Source organism: Cellulosimicrobium arenosum (genome assembly GCF_014837295.1).
GTDB classification, from domain to species: Bacteria; Actinomycetota; Actinomycetes; order Actinomycetales; family Cellulomonadaceae; genus Cellulosimicrobium; species Cellulosimicrobium arenosum.
Genome location: NZ_JACYHB010000004.1, coordinates 75,617 through 92,550, shown reverse-complemented (window position 1 = coordinate 92,550; position 16,934 = coordinate 75,617). Strand labels below are relative to the sequence as shown.

Sequence of the window (16,934 nt, the reverse complement as noted above, 5' to 3'; positions counted from 1 at the left end):
GACGCCGGAGGGGCTCCGGTGCCCGACGCCGCAGGGCTCAGTCGGTCTCGGACCCGACCCTGCCGCGGACGTCCTCGTACGCCACCGGCTCGGGAGCCGTGGCCGGGGCATAGACGAGGCGCACGACACCGGTCGGGAACACCTCGGAGCGCAGGAGGGTGAGCGGGTACGTCGGCTCCCCCTCGTCGAACAGACGCTCGCCGTGCCGTGCCGCGACGGGGTGCACCAGCAGCCGCAGCTCGTCGAGGAGCCCCACGGCGAGGAGCTGGCGGACCACGGAGATCGACCCGGGCACGAGCACCCGGCCGAGCCCGGGAGTCTCCTTCAGCGCCGCGACGGCGGCGACGAGCTCGCCGTCGAGCCGCTCCGCGTTGCGCCACCCGAGGTCCTGGTCGCCGTGCGTCGCCACGAGCTTGCGCACGTCGCCGAGCCTCGCGGCGAATGCGGCGTCGTCCTCGCCGGCGGCTTCACGGTCGGGCCAGGCGCCCGCGAAGCTGTCGTACGTGACGCGCCCGATCAGCAGCGTGTCGACACCCGAGTAGTCGTCGGCGACGGCGGCCGCCATGTGGTCGTCGAAGTACGGGAAGTGCCACGCGGGATCGATCTCCGCCACGCCGTCGAGCGAGATGAACAGGGTCGAGACGAGGGTCGCCATGTCGGTCTTCCTTCCGAAGTCGCCACCCCCATGGGGTCGGGGGTCGATGACTCTGACGCCCTCCCCGCAGAAAACTCATCGCCACCACCCGCCGAGATCGACCCCTCGCTCGCTGTCGAGCACGTCATGGGCGTCGCTATCCCTCGGATAACGACCCCCATGACGTGCTCGGCGGGTGGGGGTGGGGGGTGGGGGTGGGGGTGGGGGTTAGCGGCGGAGGCCTAGGGCGAGGGCTGCGCCTACGCCGATGTGCAGGGACAGCAGCACGCCGACCGCTCCTGCGTCGACGCCGCCGAGCGGGCCCAGCAGCGACACGAGCAGCACGACGGCGCACGTCACGAGCCAGGCACGCTCGCCGCCCGAGGGCAGGAGCCCGAGCAGGGCGCGCACGCCCCAGCCCGCGTACCCGACCACCAGCGCGGCGACGACGACGGACACGATCCCGACGTCCTGGGTCCCCGTCCCCGTCCGGGCGACGACGTCGACGCCGGCGGCGGTCCCGCAGAGCCAGGCGACGACGCCGACGACGGCCGCGACGATCGGCACGGCCCAGTGCGGGAGGGGACGCCGGCCGACGGTGACCCTCCGCCTGCCGTCTGCGGGGGCGCCCTGAGGTGCGGTCGGGGCGGGGCGACCGGAGAGGTTCTGCGGCATCGACATGGCGATCTCCTTCGTCTCGCGGCGGACGCCGCGACCGGCTCGGTGCCGGTGGTCCCCACGCTCTCGCCGCGGCCGGGTCGGGCGCGCCCGTCCGCCGTCGGTCACCGACCCTCCCGACGTCGCGGCCCACCCCCGACGCACCGACCGGCACCCCCGACCTTGGTCGGTGGTCCGGAGGCCCGCGGCGGCCTAGCGTCGCGGTCATGAGCACACCCGCAGACGTCGACTGCCCGCCGCTCGCCGGTCCGCCGGTCCTCGCGACCGCCGCGGCACGTCGCGACCCGACGGCGCGCATCATGTCCTGGTCGTGGCTCGCCACGGCGTGGGCGGGAGTCACGGTCCTCACGATCCTGTCGGCCGTCCCGGCCCTCGACGGTCCGGAGCCGTTCCCCCGCGCGTGGGTCGACGTCGCGACCGCGGCGGCGGTGCTCGGCATCTTCCCGCTGCTGTGGACGCGGCGCCCCGTCCCGGTCGCACTGCTCCTCGCCGGGCTCTCGGCGCTGTCGGGAGCCGCGACACCGGCGTCGACGATCGCGACCTGGCACGTCGCGCGCTGGTATTCGTTCCACACCGCGCTGCCGGTCGCGGTCGCCGGGTTCGCCGGCCACGCGGTGCAGGCGCTGTGGCACCCCGTCGCCCTGCCGCTGGGGTGGTGGCTCCTGTGCGACGCCGCGGTGCACGCGGCGCTGCTGGGCTGGGGCGCGTACGGGCGCGCTCGCGACCAGCTCCTGTGGAACCTGCGGGACCGCGCACGCCGCGCGGAGGCCGAGCAGGAGCGGCTCGTCGCCGCGGCACGGGTCGCCGAGCGCACGCGCATCGCGCGCGAGATGCACGACACCCTCGCCCACCGCCTCTCCCTCATCGCCGCGACCGCCGGGGCGCTCGAGTACCGCCCCGACGCGCCGCCGGAGCGCATCGCGTCCGCGGCCGCGCTGGTCCGCGAGGGGGTGAGCGGCGCGCTCGACGAGCTGCGGGACGTCGTGCGGGTCCTGCGCGCCCCCGGTTCTCCGGACGGCCCGGACCGGCTCGCCCCGCAGCACGGCCTCGACGACGTCGCACGGCTCGTCGACGACGCGCGCGCGGCCGGGCAGGACGTGACCTTCGTGTCCGCCCGCGAGGCCGAGCCCCCGCCCGCGACGGCGGTGGCGGCCTACCGCGCGGCGCAGGAGGGCCTGACGAACGCGCGCCGGCACGCGCCGGGCAGCCCGGTGCGACTGCGCCTGTTCGCCTCGCCGGGCGAGGTCCGGGTCGTCGTGTCCGACGCCGGCGCGTCCCTCGTGCCGGCCGGTGACCCGGGGGTCGCCGCCGGGACCGGGACGGGGCTCGTCGGGTTGCGCGAGCGCGTCGGGCTGCTCGGCGGCCGGGTCGAGGCGGGCGTCCACGACAGGGGCTACGTCCTCGACGTGCGGATACCCTGGGGCGCGTGACCGACCGCACGCGCTTGGTGATCGTCGACGACGACGCGCTCGTGCGCTCCGGGCTGCACCTCATGCTCGACGGTGCGCACGGCATCGAGGTCGTCGGCGAGGCGGCCGACGGCGGCGCGGTCGCGGCCGTGCTCGACGCGCACCCGACCGACGTCGTGCTCATGGACCTGCGGATGCCCGGCGTCGACGGGATCGAGGCCACGCGCCGGGTGCGCGCACGGACCGACCCCCCGGCCGTCGTCGTGCTGACGACGTTCGACTCCGACGCAGAGGTCGTCGGTGCCCTGCACGCCGGGGCGTCCGGGTACCTGCTCAAGGACACGGCGCCCGAGCGGATCGTGGCCGCGGTGCTGGCCGCCGCGGCCGGCGAGCCCGTGCTGTCGCCGGAGATCGCACGGCGCCTCATGTCCGCGGCGGCGAGCGCCGGTGGGACGCGCGAGCGCGCGCTCGCCGCACTGGACCGTCTCACCGGCCGCGAGCGCGACGTCGCGGTCGAGATCGGGCGGGGCGCCTCCAACGCGGAGATCGCGGCACGTCTCTACCTGAGCGTCCCGACGGTGAAGGCGCACGTGTCCAACGTCCTGCTCAAGCTGGGCGTCGAGAACCGCACGCAGGTCGCTCTCGTCGTGCACGAGGCCGCCGGGTCGCCGGACCCGTCGGCGCGTGATCGGCTGGGGCGATGAGGATCGAGCGCATCGTCCCTGACCTCACGGTCCCCGACCTCCCCGCGGCCGTGCGCGAGCACCGCGCGGTGCTCGGCCTCGAGGTCGTCATGGACCACGGGTGGATCGTGACCCTCGCCGACGCCGCCGGCCACCAGCTCAGCCTGATGACGGCGGATGCCGGCGCGGCGGTCAACCCCGACGTCTCGGTCTTCGTCGACGACGTGCACGAGGCCCACCGGGCGGCCCGCGCCGCAGGCGTGGAGATCGTCCATCCCCTGACCAGCGAACCATGGGGTGTGACCCGGTTCTTCTACCGTGACTCGGCGGGACGGGTCGTGAACGTCGGGTCGCACACGGAGGTCAGTCTCCCGGCCACTCCCCGGTCCACCTCTGGAACACCCGGGCCCCGCCGCGGTCGATAGCAGCCTTGACGACCGAGAAGATCGCGCCCTGCAGGAGCGACGCGAGCAGGATCTCGCGCATCCGGTACTCCGACTGCAACGGCGACGGGGCGTCGTCCGGGTGGCCGGGCGCGACCCGTTTGTACACCTGCTTGAACACCTGGCCTGCGACGACGCCGCCGATGATCGAGCTCACCAGCCCGAACGGCCGGTACAGGATCTTCGCGGCCGTGCCGCCGGTCTGCTCCGTGCGTCCACCGCTGCTCTGCTCGCTCATGGTTCGACGCTAGGACGGTCGGCCCGCGCGCGCGCGTCGAACGGGTCCCGCGGTGGCTCAGGCGGGGACGACGGCGCAGCCGGAACGGTCCAGCGCGACCTCGAGCTGGTCCCCCGCCGCCCAGTCCCTCGTCCCCGACGTGGCGGGGTCTGACGCGTCCGCGACCGCGACGACGCGAGCCGGAGCAGCCGAGCCGGGCAGCACGACGTCGAGCGTCACCTCGGTCGTCCCGCGCCGGAACACGCTCCCGACGACGACGCCGGGCCACACGGCACGCACCGCGCCACCGTGCGCAGCGTCCGCCCCTCCTCCCGGCACTCGTCCCGGCACACCGTCGGCGCTGCCGGGCACGACGACGCGCAGCCCGCGCGGCCCGACGGCGAGCGACCCGTCGCGCGACCTCTCGGCACCCGACGGCAGCCGGGACGGGTGCGCGGTCGACAGCTCGCGCAGCGGGACGAACGCCTGGTAGCCGAGGAACTCCGCCACTCGGCGCGACGCCGGCGCGCGCCACAGGTCCTCGGGGTGCGCGACCTGCAACAGCTCGCCGGCGTCCATGACGGCGACCGTGTCGGCGACGGTGAACGCCTCGTCGTGGTCGTGCGTGACGAAGACGGCGGTCGTCCCGGTCGCGCGCAGCACCCCGCCCAGGTCGAGGGCGAGCCGCTCGCGCAGCCCGCGGTCGAGCGCCGACAGCGGCTCGTCGAGCAGCAGGAGCCGGGGTCGGGGCGCGAGGGACCGCGCGAGCGCGACGCGCTGCCGCTCTCCGCCGCTGAGGGTCGTGGTCGCGCGCCGCTCGTACCCGGCGAGCCCGACGACGTCGAGCAGCTCGCGCACACGCTCGTCCCGGTCCCCGCGGGGCAGCCCCGAGATCCCGTAGGCGACGTTCCCCGCGACGTCGCGGTGCGGGAAGAGCTGGCCCTCCTGGAACATCAGCCCGAACCCCCGCCGGTGCACGGGGATTCCCCCGAGGTCGGAGCCGGCGAACCGCACGCTGCCCGCGACGACCGGCTCGAGCCCGGCGACCGCACGGAGCAGGCTGGACTTGCCGCACCCGCTCGGGCCGAGCAGGGCGAGCACGTCCCCGGGCGCCACGTCGAACGAGACGCCGGCGACCGCCGTCGTCCCCGGGTCCCGTCGAGCGTCACCGCCGTAGCGCACGACGACGTCCCGCACCTCGAGCCCCGAGGGGTCGCTCGTGCCCGCGCCGGGCAGCGGCGCGCGCGTGGTGAGGTCGGTGTGCACCATCAGAACTCTCCTCCGGGGCGGTCGCCGCGCAACCGCTCGGCGAGCAGCATGACGGTCGCGGTCAGCAGCGCGAGCACGACGCTCGCGGCGAGCGCCATGCCGTAGTTCTCCGCTCCCGGACGGCCGATGAGGCGGAAGATCACCACGGGCAGGGTCGCGGTGTCGGGACGCGCGAGGAACGACGTCGCGCCGAACTCCCCGAGCGACACGGCGAACGCGAACCCGACCGCGAGGCCGAGCGAGCGCGCGGCGATGGGGCCGTCGACGGACCGGAAGACCCGGCCGGGCGACGCCCCGAGGGTCGCGGCCGCCTCGCGCAGCCGCGGGTCGATGGCCCGCAGCGTCGGCAGGACGGTGCGCACGACGAGCGGGATCGCGACGACCGCCTGCGCGATCGGCACCAGCATCCCCGAGGTGCGCAGGTCGACGTCGAGCCCCAGCGGACGGTCGAGCGTGATGAGGAACCCGAACCCGACGGTCACGGCCGAGACCCCGAGCGGGAGCATGAACACCGAGTCGAGCAAGCCGATCGCGTGGCGGCCGGTCCGCGAGCGCGGGCGCCGGGACACGACGAGCGCGACGAGCCCGCCGACCACCACGGCGAGCACGGTCGCGACCGCCGCGATGCGCAGCGAGTTCCCCGCGGCCTCCCACACGGTGACGGACAGCGCGTTGCGCCCGCCCGTCGTCCCGAGGTTCGCGTAGTTCTCGAGGCCCCAGCCGCCGCCGGGCACGCGGAACGACCGCGCGAGCAGCGTGCCGAGCGGCAGCCCGATCAGCACCACGATCACGACGGCGGTCAGCGCGGTCGGCACGAGGTCGCCCCCCGGGCGACCGGCCGATCCGCCGACCGACCCGTGCTGCCACAGCCGCAGCGGGTGCGCCGACGACGACGCCGAGGACAGGTCCAGCGCGCGCTCGCGCCGCGCGCGGGTCCGGTTGGCGACCGTCAGTGCGGCGGCGACGACGACGAGCTGGACGACCGACAGGACGGCGGCCGCGCGCAGGTCGAGGAACTGCGTCGTCTGGATCCAGATCTCCGTCTCGATCGTGCCGTAGCGGATCCCGCCGAGGACGAGGACGATGCCGAACGCCGTCGAGCAGAAGAGGAACACGATCGACGCGGCGCTCGCGATCGCGGGGGTGAGGGCGGGCAGCGTCACGGTGCGGAACGCGCGCCACGGCGTCGCGCCGAGCGCGCGGGCGGCCTGTTCCGCGCGCGGGTCGAGGTGCTCCCAGAGCCCGCCGACGGTCCGCACGACGACCGAGTAGTTGAAGAACACGAGCGCGACGACGATCGCGGCGAACGTCTCGTCGAGCTGCAGGAACCCCAGCGGCCCGCCCTGCACGAGCAGCGACCGGAACGCGACGCCGACCACGACGGTGGGCAGCACGAACGGGACGGTGACCAGGGCCCGGAGCGCGCGCCTCCCCCGGAACCGGCAGCGGTACAGCACGTACGCGCCAGGCACGCCGAGGAGCACGGAGAACGCGGTGCCGAGCACGGCCTGCGCGAGCGTGAGCCCGACGATCCGCCACGTGCGCGGCCGCGAGAAGACCTCCGCGAACCCGGACAGGTCGAGCCCGCCGCCGTCGGGCGCGACGAACCCGCGCGCCACGAGCGCGACGACGGGCCACGCGAAGAAGACCCCGAGGAACAGCAGCGGCACACCGGCCGCGACCCCCCACAGCACGCCGCGCGCGAGCCGGCCCCGCGCGGGCCCACGACGCCTCACCACGGTTCCACCCGGGCCGACCCCGGCCCCGGACGGTCCTGGCTCGGCGGTCAGTCGACGACCGTCGCCGTCCACGCCTGGATCCACTCGTCCCGGTGCGCCGAGATGTCCTCGGGCGCGAGGTCCCAGGGGTCGTCGGCGAGCGGGGCGAGCTCGGCCCAGCCCGCGGGGAGCTCGACGGAGTCGTCGGCCGGGTAGACGTACATCTGCTCGGGCACGTCCGCCTGGAACGCCTCGCTCACGAGGAAGTCGACGAGCTGCCGCGCCCCCGCGGGGTTCTCGGCGCCCGCGAGCACACCGGCGTACTCGACCTGGCGGAAGCACGTGTCGAGCAGCGCGCCGGTGGTCGACGCCGTCCCGTCCTCGGTGGGCGTGAACGCGGGCGACGTCGAGTAGGACAGCACGAGCGGGCGCGGCCCCGCGCCCTCGGACCCGGAGAAGTCGACGTAGTAGGCGTCGGACCAGCCGTCGGCGACCTTGAGACCGTTGTCGCGCAGCTCGGCCCAGTACGCCTCGTACCCGTCCTCACCGAACGCGTCGACCGTGGCGAGCAGGAACGCGAGGCCGGGGGACGACGTCGCGGGGTTCGTCACGACGAGCAGGTCCGCGTACTCGGGCTGCGTGAGGTCCTCGAGCGTGACCGGCTCGGGGATCCCGGCGTCGTCGAACCACGCGTGGTCGACGTTGATGCACACGTCCCCGACGTCGACCGGCGTGAGCTCACCGCCGTCGCCCACCGCGTACCGCACAGCGGACTCGGCGAGGCCCGCGGGCGTGTACGGCTCGAGCACGCCCTCGTCGATGGCGCGGGACGCGAACGTGTTGTCGACCCCGAACACGGCGTCGCCGAGCGGGGCGTCCCGGGTGAGGACCAGCTGGTTGACGAGCGCACCGCCGTCGCCGGGGGCCACCTGCTCCACGGTCAGGCCCGACTCGTCCTCGAACGCGGCGAGCACGTCGTCGCTCACCGCGAACGAGTCGTGGGTCACGAGGGTGACGGTGCCGCCGCCCGCACCGCCGCTGCCCGACGACGCGGCGTCCCCCCCGGAGCCGGCGTCGTCCGAGCAGGCGGCGAGCGCGAGGACGGCGGTCGCGCCGACGGCGGCGACGAGCGCGCGGGGGGTACGGGACGTGCGGGTACGGGCGATCGTTCGAGTCATCTCTCCGACTTCCTCCACCGGTGCTAACCGGGTCAGGTTCGAGGGTCTGCGGTGGTCCGCACTCTCAGCTCCCGGGTCCCGGACCGGCTCGTGCCGGCGGGTGGGGGCTCCCCTGTCGTTCCCTGCGAGCCTACACCGCACGACACCGCAGGCCACGGCCCACTACGGTGGTGAGCAGCACACCCGCGAACCCCGACGCACCGCTGGAGGAGCATCCGTGGCAGACAACGAGGACCAGACCCTGGCCGTGAAGGTCGGCACCGTCGCGCTGACGCTCGCCGCGGGCTGGCTGGCGCAGAAGCTCGTCTCCTTCGTGTGGGCCAGGGCCACGGGTCACGACGCCCCGGAGGACCTCGACGACGAGGAGGTCGGCATCGTCTCCGCGGTGTCGTTCGCCGCCGTCGCCGCCGGGGTCTCGGTGCTGGCGCGCAGGTACGCCGGGCGCAGCGCCAAGGGGCTCGTCGCGCGCCTCACCTCGAGCACGTCCTGACGCGAGCTCGCGCGCTAACCTGGCGCGCGTGAGCGTCCCGACCGTCCCGCCGCGTCCAGCACCGCCCGTGCCCGCCGAGGGCGCGGGCAGCTCGCTCGTGCGGTCCGGCCTGCACGTCGTGACCGACGCCGCGCGCCTGCTCGCACGCCACTGGCCGGCGCTCGTCGCGGTCGCGGTGCTCGCGGAGGTGCTGCGCGAGCTCTCGTTGCGCGCGGCCCTGGTGGTGGCGCCGGTCTCGGGCGTCCTCGGCATGCTCGTGCTGTGCCTGGCCCCGCTCGCCTCGGTGATCGGGATCGTGGTGATGCTGCACGTCATGCGCCGCGAGGAGGGCGGCCGGCTCGACGTGCGGGCGCTGGTCCGCTCGATCGGGTCGGTGCTGGTGCCCTACCTCGTGATCTACGAGTTCTACGGCGGCCTCTCGGACGACTGGCAGCGGTACATAGACCAGGCGGCGCTGGACCACGCGATCGCGGCCGGCTCCGGCGTCACGACCTCGGAGCCGGTGCCCGAGGGCTTCGCCGGCGTCGTCGTGATCACGGTCTGCGGCGCTCTCGTGCTGCGGACGGTGCTGGAGCGGCTCGCACGGCGCTCCGCGGCCCGGGCTCCCACCACGAGCGCGGGGACGCGCGCGGCGTGGTGGCGCATCGCCGCGGGCTACTTCGAGGTCGTGTGGATCGTCGTGGGCGCGTTCACCGTGACGGCCCTGCTCGGCACGGTCCGGGACTGGTGGACGACGCGCACGGTCGTCGTCTCCCTGCGCACGTGGTGGCAGGACGTGGTCGAGCAGGTCGAGGCGCTGCGCGTGCTGGCCGACGCGGTCGCACCCGTGACGTCGTTCCTCGTCGCCGGCATCGTCACGGGGCTGGTCGTGCCGCTCGCGTGGTTGACGCTCGGGACGATCGTCTACGGCGTGGAGGCGATCGACGTCGTCGACCCCGAGCACCTGACGGCGGACGACGCCACCGCGGGCCGCACCACCAGGGTCGTGGACCGGTTCAACCGCACGCTCGGCACGACGCGCGCGCGCACCGCATGGCAGTTCATGCTCGACCCCGGCCGCCGGTTCGGAGGCCTCGTGGGCGCGGTCGGCATGCTGTGGCGCAGCAGGTGGGGTGCGGTCCTGCTGTTCTGCATCGCGTTCGCCGTCCTGACCCTGGTCCAGCAGGCGGTCCTCGGCGCGGCCGGAGCGGTGCTGGGGCAGCCGGGCATCGCCGTCTGGCGCGCGGTCGTGGGCCCTCTCGAGACGGTCGCGCGGATCGCCGTCCAGGTGCTCACCACCGCGCTCCTCGCCGCCGCCGCGGACTCGCTGCTCGCGAACCTCGGCCTGCCGTCGGCGCTGCGCGTACGACGACGTCGGCAGCCCGCCCCGGGCCCGTGCTCCTACGAGCCGCTCGGGTCCGCCGGGGCCACGGGCAGCGACCAGTAGTCCGGGAGCTGCTCCGTGTCGATCACCCGCACCTGCGCGGGCACCGCGTCGTCAGGCGTCAGGAAGTACTGCGTCCAGCGGGCCGACACCGGCCCCGAGCAGATCAGCGCGTCCGGGTAGGGCGCGCCGGGCAGGGCGGACGCGCCGACCTCGTACACGCGGCCCGCGGTGTCTCGCAGCTCGCTCGCGCACGTGTAGGTCGGCTCGGTCTCCGCGCCGTCCGCGGGCGGCGCGACGTCGGACCGTGCCGAGAGGTCCAGCACCCACAGGGCGTACCCCTCCGGGGCCTCGACCCGCCCCGCGAGCTCGTCGCTGATCCAGTCGACGCGCTCGAACCCGGCGACCGTGAACCGCACGTCGCCGACCTGGGCCCAGCCCTCGGCGTCCGACGCGTGCGCACGGTGCGGCTGCATCGTCCACCACGTCTGCACGGCCTCGGAGCGCCACGACAGGCCGCCCAGCGCAGCGAGCGCCACGACCAGCACCGGGATCCACCAGCCGTTCGTGCGCCACCAGCCGATGCTCATCCGCCCCACCCCCCGGGGACGAGCGCGACCTCGACCGGCTCGAGCACGTCGTCCTGCGCCGGACCGGTGACCCGTCCGAGCGAGATCTCGGCGATCGCCTGCGGACGCTCGCCGTCGGCGTCGTCCACCTCGCTGAGCACGCGCAGGACCAGGTCGCCGTCGAGCGCCTGGGCCGGGACCTCGAACACGGCCGTGCCCGCCTCCGGCACGTCCGGCGCGCGCGCGGTGTAGACGAGCGGGTTGCTCGTCCGGGTGGTGGCCGTGTAGCCGATCCCGCCCGCGTCCCTGAGCTGGAGGCTGCCAGGACCCGCGTCGGCCTGCGTCCCCGAGACCGCCATGTCGACCCCGACCCACACGCCCCCGGTCGTCAGCTCCGAGTACGGGTCGACGAGGAGCGTGCCCGTGCGGACCCCGTCCACCCGCACGCGCAGCGGCCCGGCGGTGACCTCGTCGCCGACGTCGCCGCGCGTCGTCGTCGCGGTCAGCACCGGCCACCACGTGTCCACGCGCGCGACCGCCGCCCCGACGAGGACGGCGACGACCAGCAGGAGGACGGTCACGACGGTCCCGGAGCGGCGGGCGGGTCGAGCGGTCACGTACCGGCCCCCTCGTCGTCCGGTTCCACGGCCCACAGGTCGTCGAGCGGCACGGACGGGTCCTGCACCGTGGGGACCTCCCCGGACGGGACCCGCACCGCGACGTCCTCCCCGGTCTCCGCCCAGCGTCGCCCGCCCCCGATGTACATGTCGCGGTAGACGTACAGCGGCAGGCTCACGTCGAGCTCCGTCGCACCGCCCGCGTCTCCCCGCACGGGCCACGCGAGCAGCACCTGCTCGGTCAGACCGGGCTGGAACGCCGGGAAGCCATGACCGTCGCGGACGAGCAGGGTCGTCTCCGCGCGCGAGCTCGTGACGTCCGCGGCGAGCTCGAGGCCACCCGGCAGGTCCGCCGGCAGGGTGACCGCGGCCGCGTTCAGGGTCCGGGTCGTGGTGTCCGTGTCGAGGACGTCGAGGACCACGACGAGCCAGGCGTCGGCGCCCGCCTCGGCGAGGGCGTCGACGTCTGCCTCGGGGTCGGGCCCGATCGTGTCCGTGGTCGCCCACGACGTGACGGTCAGGTCGAACGCCCCGGTCGCGACCGTCTCGCCCGCCGCGACCGACCGGTGCGTGCCGGCACCGGACGTGTCGCGCTCCAGCCCGCCCGCGAGCGCGATCCCGGCACCGAGCCCGACGACGGCCACGACGACCGCGAGGGAGACGACCAGGAACCGCCTCGACGGACTCGGTCGCGCGGCGCGCGGCGCGGGTGTCGGCGAAGGACTCACGCGCCGCATCCTACGGCGCCCGGCGCGGATCGGTCAGCGGCTCCTGAGGACAAGCCGGGGAAGGACGAACCACAGCCCGACGAGCGCGACCAGCGCGATCCCGGCGCACCACACCGCCGTCGACCGCGAGACCACGACGTCGACGATCAGCAGGACCGTCCCGGTGACGACGAACGCCATGACGAGGATGCCGATGCGCGTGATCCGGTCCCCCAGGGTCACGAGCGACCTCTTGCGGTGCTGCCGGAAGAGGGCCCGGTGCAGGCTCACCGGGGTGATGAACAGACCTGTCGACAGCACCGCGAGCGCCACCAGGGCGAGGTAGACCCCCGTCTGGAAGCCGTCGAGGTCGGCGAACCGCTGCTGGAACGGCAGGGTCAGCAGAAACCCGGTGAGGATCTGCACCCCCATCTGCATGACGCGCAGCTCTTGCAGCAGCTCGGCCCAGTTGCGGTCGGACCTCTCCGCGGGGGTCTCGTCGCGCGCGTCGCGGTCCGTGTCCGCTCCGACGTCCTCACGCTGGTCGTCCATGCACCGTGCCTCCTCGCTTCCCGGAGCGCTCTCCCGGTCGCAGCGCTGGGCTAAAGTACTCCCTCGTGGGGTCAGGAATCGGCTCCGTCCTGTGACCAGCGAGGACACGCCTCATGGACGCCCTGCGCTCCCGCGCGCCCCATGTCGGGGCCGCTTCCCCAGCCGTCACCGAGGCCGTCCGCGCCCTCGTCACCCTGACGTCGCTGCCGGCCGGGAGGTTCCGGTACGACGTCGCCGAGGACTCCTGGTGGTGGTCCGACGCGGTGTACCGCATGCACGGTTTCGAGCCGGGCCAGGTCGTCCCCACGACGCGGCTCGTCCTGGCGCACAAGCACCCCGACGACCGGGCCCGCGCCGTGAGCACCGTGCTCCACAGCGTCCGGGCGGGCGAGCCGTTCGCTTCCATGCACCGCATCGTGGACGCGTCCGGCCTCCCTCGCACGCTCGCCGTGACCGGGGAGGCGCGGGTCGACGACGGCACGGGCGAGGTCGTGCAGGTCGTCGGGTACTTCACCGACGTGACCGAGCCGTCGCAGGAGACGGCGCGGGAGGAGGCCAGCCGGTCGATCCGCGCCGCCGACGCCTCACGGTCGACGATCGAGCAGGCGAAGGGCGTGCTGATGGTCGCGTACGGCGTGGGGGCCGACGAGGCGTTCGAGCTGCTGCGCGTGCGGTCCAACCACTCGAACGTCCCCGTCCGGGAGCTCTCGCGCCGACTGGTCGGCGGGCTCGGCACCGTCGGCGACGTGATCGGCGCCGCCCGCGCACGGGTGGACGCGCTGATCGACAGCGTGGCCGTGGACAGCCTGGCCGTGGAAGCACCGGGTGACGCGGCTGCCCCGGACCGGGAGACGGGCTCGAGGTCGGTCTGACGAGCAGGGTTCGGACCTCGGAGCGTCGGCGTGCTCACCCCGCGTCGGGGAGTGCCGCCGCGGACCTGCCGTCGGAGCCCGCGCCCTTCTCCGGCACCCCGGGGATGCGCCGGGTCAAGACGATCTCCCGCGCGATGTCGACGAGCTTGATGTTGGCGTCCTGCGAGACCCTGCTCAGCACCGCGAACGCCCGCGCGGCCGTCAACGAGTAGCGCTCCATGACGATGCCCTGCGCCTGCCCGATCAGGGTACGGGTCTGCACGGCCGACTGGAGCTGGTCCTCCGTCCGGGCGGCGGAGATCGCGGCCGCCGCGACCGCGGCGAACGTCGTCGCGAGCTGCTGCGCGTCGTGACCGAACCGGTCCGGCTCCGACGAGTAGAGGTTGAGCGCACCGTGCGCGGTGCTGGACGTGTAGAGCTGCACGCACAGCATGGACCGCACACCGAGCTCTGCGCGGACCTTCGGCCCCCAGACCGACCAGCGGTCGTCCGCGGCGACGTCGGGAGACTCGACGAACGCGTGGTCGCGCACCGCGTCGAGGCACGGCCCCTCGCCCAGCTCGTACTGGAGCTCGTCCCCGCGCGCCACGAGCGCGTCCGAGACGGCGGGGCTCTCGATCCGCCCCCTGGTCACGAGCGAGACGCCGGCGGACTCGCACCCGTCGACCATCTTGACGGCGAGCTCGACGGCGCGTTCGAGGGTCTGCTGCAGCGTCGGCTCGTCGGCGAGGACCCGAGCGGCGTCGGCCACGAGGTCGGGTACGACGTCGTTCGCCGTCGCCGACGCTTGCTGGGCCCCGCCGACCTCCTCCGTGAGGGACGGTGCCGGGACGGGCGGCGGCAAGGTCGCTCCGTCGCCTGCGGCGACGGTCGCGGTGACACTGTCGTGGGTCATGGTGCGGCTCCTTCGAGGGCTCTCCTCCCCAGGGTAGAGGGTCGCCGGCCCGGCGGGCCCCGCCCGGGCGCAGTGCCCGGGCGGGGCCGGGAGCGGTGGTCGTCTCACCCGCACAAGGTGTGGCGGACACAGACCGGTAGATGGCCGCCGCCGCTCTCGCGGCGGACCCGCTCCTGGGGACGGCCCCGGCTCTGGAACCGCCCCTGCCCTTCGGGGTGCTGCCGACGACAGGTGTCGTCGGCAGCACCTCGGAAGTCACGACCTTCACTGCTCAGCTCATGCGTGCGACACCCGTCAGGACCGGACCGGCTCCCGTCGGCGTGCGAGCTGCGCCTCGTGCGCTCGCGGGCGGGCGACCGGCTTGACCGCCGCGAACGCTCCCTCGAGCGTCGCGTCCGCGGCCGGACCGAGGTCCCCCGCGCGCGACAGCGCCCGCATGACCTGCGCGGCGGTCTCCTGGACGGGGATACCGGTCGCCGCCGAGCGTTCGGCGAGCAGCCGTCCCGCCTCGACGTCCCCCATGCCGTGCACGGCCATGAGCACGCCCTTGGCCTGCTCGATCACGGCCGCGCTCACGAAGGCGCGCGTGACGGCCCGGTTCGACTCGCGCTCGAGCACCTCGCGCTGGACCGGTGTGACGTCGACGACGTACCCGGCGATCTCGACGACGCGTCCGCGGTCGTCGCGGCGCCCCTGCCCGGTGACGACGACGGACCGCGTGCGTCCGTGCCCGTCGACGATGCGGTGCGAGCACGAGAACGGCCGGCCGGAACGCAGCGACTCGGTCGCGGCCTTGACGACGCGGGAGCGGTCGTCGGGGTGCTTGCGGGAGCGCAGGGCGTCCAGTCCCGGCACGACGTCGCCCGGCGCCCACCCGTGCATCGCGTACACCTCGTCGGACCACCACCAGGTTCCGGTGGCGAGCTCGACGCGGTACTGGCCGACGACGAGCTGGGTGCCGAGGGCGAGGCCTTCGGCGAGCGCGCCGGGTCGCACGGGGGTGGTCGTCGCGGCGGGGGCGTTCGAGGTGGTCGAGGCCATGGGTCCTCCCAGGATCTCCGGGGATGTGTGGGCCGCTTCATGACTCCGGGTCCAACGTAGCCCACACCGGCAGGCACGGCACCACCTTGTTGTCCGGGGCATGTGCCCACCTCGACAGGGGTCCGGTTTGGGTACGGTTCGGCCATGGCCGACCCCGCACCGCGTGCTCCCTCGACACGACGCCGCACGATGGCAGAGCACCTGGAGGACGTGCTGGCGCTCGTGGCCCCGGCGCCGGTCGCGGACCTGGGGCTCGACGACGCGGTGGGTGGCGTGCTCGCCGCCGACGTCGCGTCCTTGCTCGACTCGCCCGCGTTCGACGCGTCCGCGATGGACGGGTACGCGGTCCGCAGCGCGGACCTGTCCGGGGCGACGCCCGGCGCACCCGTGACGCTGCGCCTGGTCGCCGACGTCCCGGCGGGCGGGAACCTCGGCGACGGACCCTCCCCCCGCGTGGGCCCCGGGGAGGCGGCCCGGATCATGACGGGCGCCCCCGTGCCCGCCGGGGCGGACGTCGTCGTACCGGTCGAGGAGACCTCGACCGGGCGGTTCGTCGCCGGCGGGCCGCGGGGCGCGACGGTCACCCTGCCGGTAGGCAGGTCCACGACCCCACGACGTGCCCACGTCCGGCGCCGGGCCGAGGACGTGCGCCGTGGCGACGTCGTCCTGGCCGCCGGCTCGACGCTCACCGCGCGGCACGTGTCGGTCGCGGCGTCCGCCGGGTACGCGACGCTCCCGGTGCACCGCCGCCCGCGGGTCGCGGTGCTGTCGACGGGCAGCGAGCTCGTCCCGGCCGGGGAGGTCCCCGGCCCGGGGTGCCTCCCCGACTCCAACTCGGTCCTGCTCGCCGCGGCCGCGCGCGAGGCGGGCGCGGTGGTCGTCCGACGGGGGGGCGTGGGCGACACCGTCGCCGAGCTCGCCGCAGCCCTCGACGACGTGCTGGGCGCGGCATGGCCCGACGACGCGGGGAGCGCAGCGGCCCGGCCCGACCTCGTCGTCACGACGGGCGGGGTGAGCGCGGGCGCGTTCGACGTCGCACGCGAGCTGCTGGGCTCTGCGCCGGACGCGCCGGACGCGCCGGACGCGTCGGACGCGCTCGACGTGCCGGACCCGCTGGCTCCAGGCCGCTCCACCGGTCCGGCGGCCGGTGCCGTGACCGACGCGCGCGTGGTCGCCGTGGGGATGCAGCCCGGCAAGCCGCAGGGGCTGGCGCGCTGGCGCGGCGTGCCGTGGCTCGCGCTCCCGGGCAACCCGGTGAGCGCGTTCGTGTCGTTCGAGCTGTTCGTACGCCCGGCGATCGACCGGCTGCGCGGGGTGCGCGAACCGCGGCGCACTCTCGTGACGCGGGCGGCGGGCGAGGGGTGGGCGTCGCCCGTGGGCCGCGAGCAGCTCGTCCTGGTACGGCACACCGGGCTCGACGACGCACGCGTCGTCCCCGCCGGACGGCACGGGGACGGCGGCGGGCCCGGCTCCGGGTCGCACCGGCTCTCGGCGCTCGTGCACGCCGACGCGGTCGCGGTGGTGCCCGCCGACGTCACGGCCGTCGTGCCGGGCGACTCCCTCCAGGTCTTCCTGCTGGACTGAGCGTCGTCGCGCTGG

Annotated in this window: 19 protein-coding genes; 7 read left to right on the top strand and 12 right to left on the bottom strand. The window is 75.0% G+C overall.

Annotated features, from left to right (window positions below):
• Positions 1–37 precede the first annotated feature (37 nt).
• Both IF651_RS06615 and IF651_RS06610 read right to left on the bottom strand, forming a co-directional pair.
• Positions 38–655, bottom strand: coding sequence for a dihydrofolate reductase family protein (locus IF651_RS06615; protein ID WP_191828314.1), 618 nt, complete (start codon positions 653–655; stop codon positions 38–40).
• A gap of 207 nt (positions 656–862) precedes the next feature.
• Positions 863–1,315, bottom strand: coding sequence for a DUF6069 family protein (locus tag IF651_RS06610; RefSeq protein WP_194719948.1), 453 nt, complete (start codon positions 1,313–1,315; stop codon positions 863–865).
• A 203-nt stretch (positions 1,316–1,518) separates the two neighbouring features.
• Here IF651_RS06610 and IF651_RS06605 point away from each other — a divergent pair, with 203 nt between their 5' ends.
• From IF651_RS06605 to IF651_RS06595, 3 genes are read left to right on the top strand one after another with little or no spacing between them, the layout of a single operon-like run.
• Complete coding sequence (locus IF651_RS06605) at positions 1,519–2,742, top strand: sensor histidine kinase (RefSeq protein ID WP_241744193.1); 1,224 nt, start codon at positions 1,519–1,521, stop codon at positions 2,740–2,742.
• Positions 2,739–3,425: a response regulator gene (locus tag IF651_RS06600; RefSeq protein ID WP_191828313.1), complete on the top strand. Its 687-nt coding sequence runs from the start codon at positions 2,739–2,741 to the stop codon at positions 3,423–3,425. The genes IF651_RS06605 and IF651_RS06600 overlap by 4 nt, the downstream gene beginning before the upstream one ends.
• On the top strand, positions 3,422–3,829 hold the full coding sequence (locus IF651_RS06595) for a VOC family protein (RefSeq protein WP_191828312.1): 408 nt from the start codon (positions 3,422–3,424) through the stop codon (positions 3,827–3,829). The genes IF651_RS06600 and IF651_RS06595 overlap by 4 nt, the downstream gene beginning before the upstream one ends.
• Here IF651_RS06595 and IF651_RS06590 read toward each other — a convergent pair.
• The 4 genes from IF651_RS06590 to IF651_RS06575 are packed head-to-tail and all read right to left on the bottom strand — an operon-like array spanning position 3,768 to position 8,229.
• Positions 3,768–4,085: a DUF4235 domain-containing protein gene (locus IF651_RS06590; protein WP_191828311.1), complete on the bottom strand. Its 318-nt coding sequence runs from the start codon at positions 4,083–4,085 to the stop codon at positions 3,768–3,770. The genes IF651_RS06595 and IF651_RS06590 overlap by 62 nt on opposite strands.
• A 57-nt stretch (positions 4,086–4,142) precedes the next feature.
• Positions 4,143–5,333, bottom strand: coding sequence for an ABC transporter ATP-binding protein (locus IF651_RS06585; RefSeq protein WP_191828310.1), 1,191 nt, complete (start codon positions 5,331–5,333; stop codon positions 4,143–4,145).
• Positions 5,333–7,072: an ABC transporter permease gene (locus IF651_RS06580; RefSeq protein WP_422110460.1), complete on the bottom strand. Its 1,740-nt coding sequence runs from the start codon at positions 7,070–7,072 to the stop codon at positions 5,333–5,335. The genes IF651_RS06585 and IF651_RS06580 overlap by 1 nt, the downstream gene beginning before the upstream one ends.
• 47 nt (positions 7,073–7,119) lie before the next feature.
• The gene (locus tag IF651_RS06575; RefSeq protein ID WP_191828309.1) at positions 7,120–8,229 is read right to left on the bottom strand and encodes a thiamine ABC transporter substrate-binding protein; all 1,110 of its coding nucleotides are present in this window, start codon (positions 8,227–8,229) and stop codon (positions 7,120–7,122) included.
• Positions 8,230–8,446: 217 nt separating this feature from the next.
• Here IF651_RS06575 and IF651_RS06570 point away from each other — a divergent pair, with 217 nt between their 5' ends.
• Positions 8,447–8,719 carry a DUF4235 domain-containing protein gene (locus IF651_RS06570; protein ID WP_191828308.1) on the top strand — a complete coding sequence of 91 codons (273 nt, stop codon included), beginning with the start codon at positions 8,447–8,449 and terminating at the stop codon, positions 8,717–8,719.
• A gap of 28 nt (positions 8,720–8,747) precedes the next feature.
• Positions 8,748–10,145, top strand: coding sequence for a hypothetical protein (locus IF651_RS06565; RefSeq protein WP_191828307.1), 1,398 nt, complete (start codon positions 8,748–8,750; stop codon positions 10,143–10,145).
• On the opposite strand, the gene IF651_RS06560 is transcribed toward IF651_RS06565, so the two are convergent.
• From IF651_RS06560 to IF651_RS06545, 4 genes are read right to left on the bottom strand one after another with little or no spacing between them, the layout of a single operon-like run.
• Positions 10,100–10,672: a hypothetical protein gene (locus tag IF651_RS06560; RefSeq protein ID WP_191828306.1), complete on the bottom strand. Its 573-nt coding sequence runs from the start codon at positions 10,670–10,672 to the stop codon at positions 10,100–10,102. The genes IF651_RS06565 and IF651_RS06560 overlap by 46 nt on opposite strands.
• Complete coding sequence (locus tag IF651_RS06555; protein WP_191828305.1) at positions 10,669–11,268, bottom strand: hypothetical protein; 600 nt, start codon at positions 11,266–11,268, stop codon at positions 10,669–10,671. The genes IF651_RS06560 and IF651_RS06555 overlap by 4 nt, the downstream gene beginning before the upstream one ends.
• Positions 11,265–11,996 (bottom strand): hypothetical protein, encoded by a 732-nt coding sequence (locus IF651_RS06550; protein WP_191828304.1) that lies wholly within the window; start codon positions 11,994–11,996, stop codon positions 11,265–11,267. Before IF651_RS06550 ends, IF651_RS06555 begins: the two co-directional genes overlap by 4 nt.
• Before the next feature lie 33 nt (positions 11,997–12,029).
• Positions 12,030–12,527: a DUF6328 family protein gene (locus tag IF651_RS06545; RefSeq protein WP_191828303.1), complete on the bottom strand. Its 498-nt coding sequence runs from the start codon at positions 12,525–12,527 to the stop codon at positions 12,030–12,032.
• A 113-nt stretch (positions 12,528–12,640) separates the two neighbouring features.
• Here IF651_RS06545 and IF651_RS06540 point away from each other — a divergent pair, with 113 nt between their 5' ends.
• Positions 12,641–13,399, top strand: coding sequence for a PAS and ANTAR domain-containing protein (locus IF651_RS06540; protein WP_191828302.1), 759 nt, complete (start codon positions 12,641–12,643; stop codon positions 13,397–13,399).
• 34 nt (positions 13,400–13,433) lie between these two features.
• Here IF651_RS06540 and IF651_RS06535 read toward each other — a convergent pair whose 3' ends face one another.
• Positions 13,434–14,294 carry a GAF and ANTAR domain-containing protein gene (locus IF651_RS06535; protein WP_191828301.1) on the bottom strand — a complete coding sequence of 287 codons (861 nt, stop codon included), beginning with the start codon at positions 14,292–14,294 and terminating at the stop codon, positions 13,434–13,436.
• 294 nt (positions 14,295–14,588) lie between these two features.
• Positions 14,589–15,335, bottom strand: a complete 747-nt coding sequence (locus IF651_RS06530; protein ID WP_191828300.1) for a PAS domain-containing protein — start codon at positions 15,333–15,335, stop codon at positions 14,589–14,591.
• A 144-nt stretch (positions 15,336–15,479) separates the two neighbouring features.
• Here IF651_RS06530 and IF651_RS06525 point away from each other — a divergent pair, with 144 nt between their 5' ends.
• The gene (locus tag IF651_RS06525) at positions 15,480–16,919 is read left to right on the top strand and encodes a molybdopterin molybdotransferase MoeA (RefSeq protein ID WP_191828299.1); all 1,440 of its coding nucleotides are present in this window, start codon (positions 15,480–15,482) and stop codon (positions 16,917–16,919) included.
• Positions 16,920–16,934 lie beyond the last annotated feature (15 nt).

Excerpts from the sequence above, each read along its gene's own strand:
- IF651_RS06540 (WP_191828302.1), top strand. The coding sequence starts at position 12,641 with ATGGACGCCCTGCGCTCCCGCGCGCCCCATGTCGGGGCCGCTTCCCCA.
- IF651_RS06595 (WP_191828312.1), top strand. The coding sequence starts at position 3,422 with ATGAGGATCGAGCGCATCGTCCCTGACCTCACGGTCCCCGACCTCCCC.
- IF651_RS06530 (WP_191828300.1), bottom strand. The coding sequence starts at position 15,335 with ATGGCCTCGACCACCTCGAACGCCCCCGCCGCGACGACCACCCCCGTG.
- IF651_RS06545 (WP_191828303.1), bottom strand. The coding sequence starts at position 12,527 with ATGGACGACCAGCGTGAGGACGTCGGAGCGGACACGGACCGCGACGCG.
- IF651_RS06610 (WP_194719948.1), bottom strand. The coding sequence starts at position 1,315 with ATGTCGATGCCGCAGAACCTCTCCGGTCGCCCCGCCCCGACCGCACCT.
- IF651_RS06605 (WP_241744193.1), top strand. The coding sequence starts at position 1,519 with ATGAGCACACCCGCAGACGTCGACTGCCCGCCGCTCGCCGGTCCGCCG.
- IF651_RS06560 (WP_191828306.1), bottom strand. The coding sequence starts at position 10,672 with ATGAGCATCGGCTGGTGGCGCACGAACGGCTGGTGGATCCCGGTGCTG.
- IF651_RS06575 (WP_191828309.1), bottom strand. The coding sequence starts at position 8,229 with ATGACTCGAACGATCGCCCGTACCCGCACGTCCCGTACCCCCCGCGCG.
- IF651_RS06585 (WP_191828310.1), bottom strand. The coding sequence starts at position 5,333 with ATGGTGCACACCGACCTCACCACGCGCGCGCCGCTGCCCGGCGCGGGC.
- IF651_RS06535 (WP_191828301.1), bottom strand. The coding sequence starts at position 14,294 with ATGACCCACGACAGTGTCACCGCGACCGTCGCCGCAGGCGACGGAGCG.
- IF651_RS06525 (WP_191828299.1), top strand. The coding sequence starts at position 15,480 with ATGGCCGACCCCGCACCGCGTGCTCCCTCGACACGACGCCGCACGATG.
- IF651_RS06590 (WP_191828311.1), bottom strand. The coding sequence starts at position 4,085 with ATGAGCGAGCAGAGCAGCGGTGGACGCACGGAGCAGACCGGCGGCACG.
- IF651_RS06615 (WP_191828314.1), bottom strand. The coding sequence starts at position 655 with ATGGCGACCCTCGTCTCGACCCTGTTCATCTCGCTCGACGGCGTGGCG.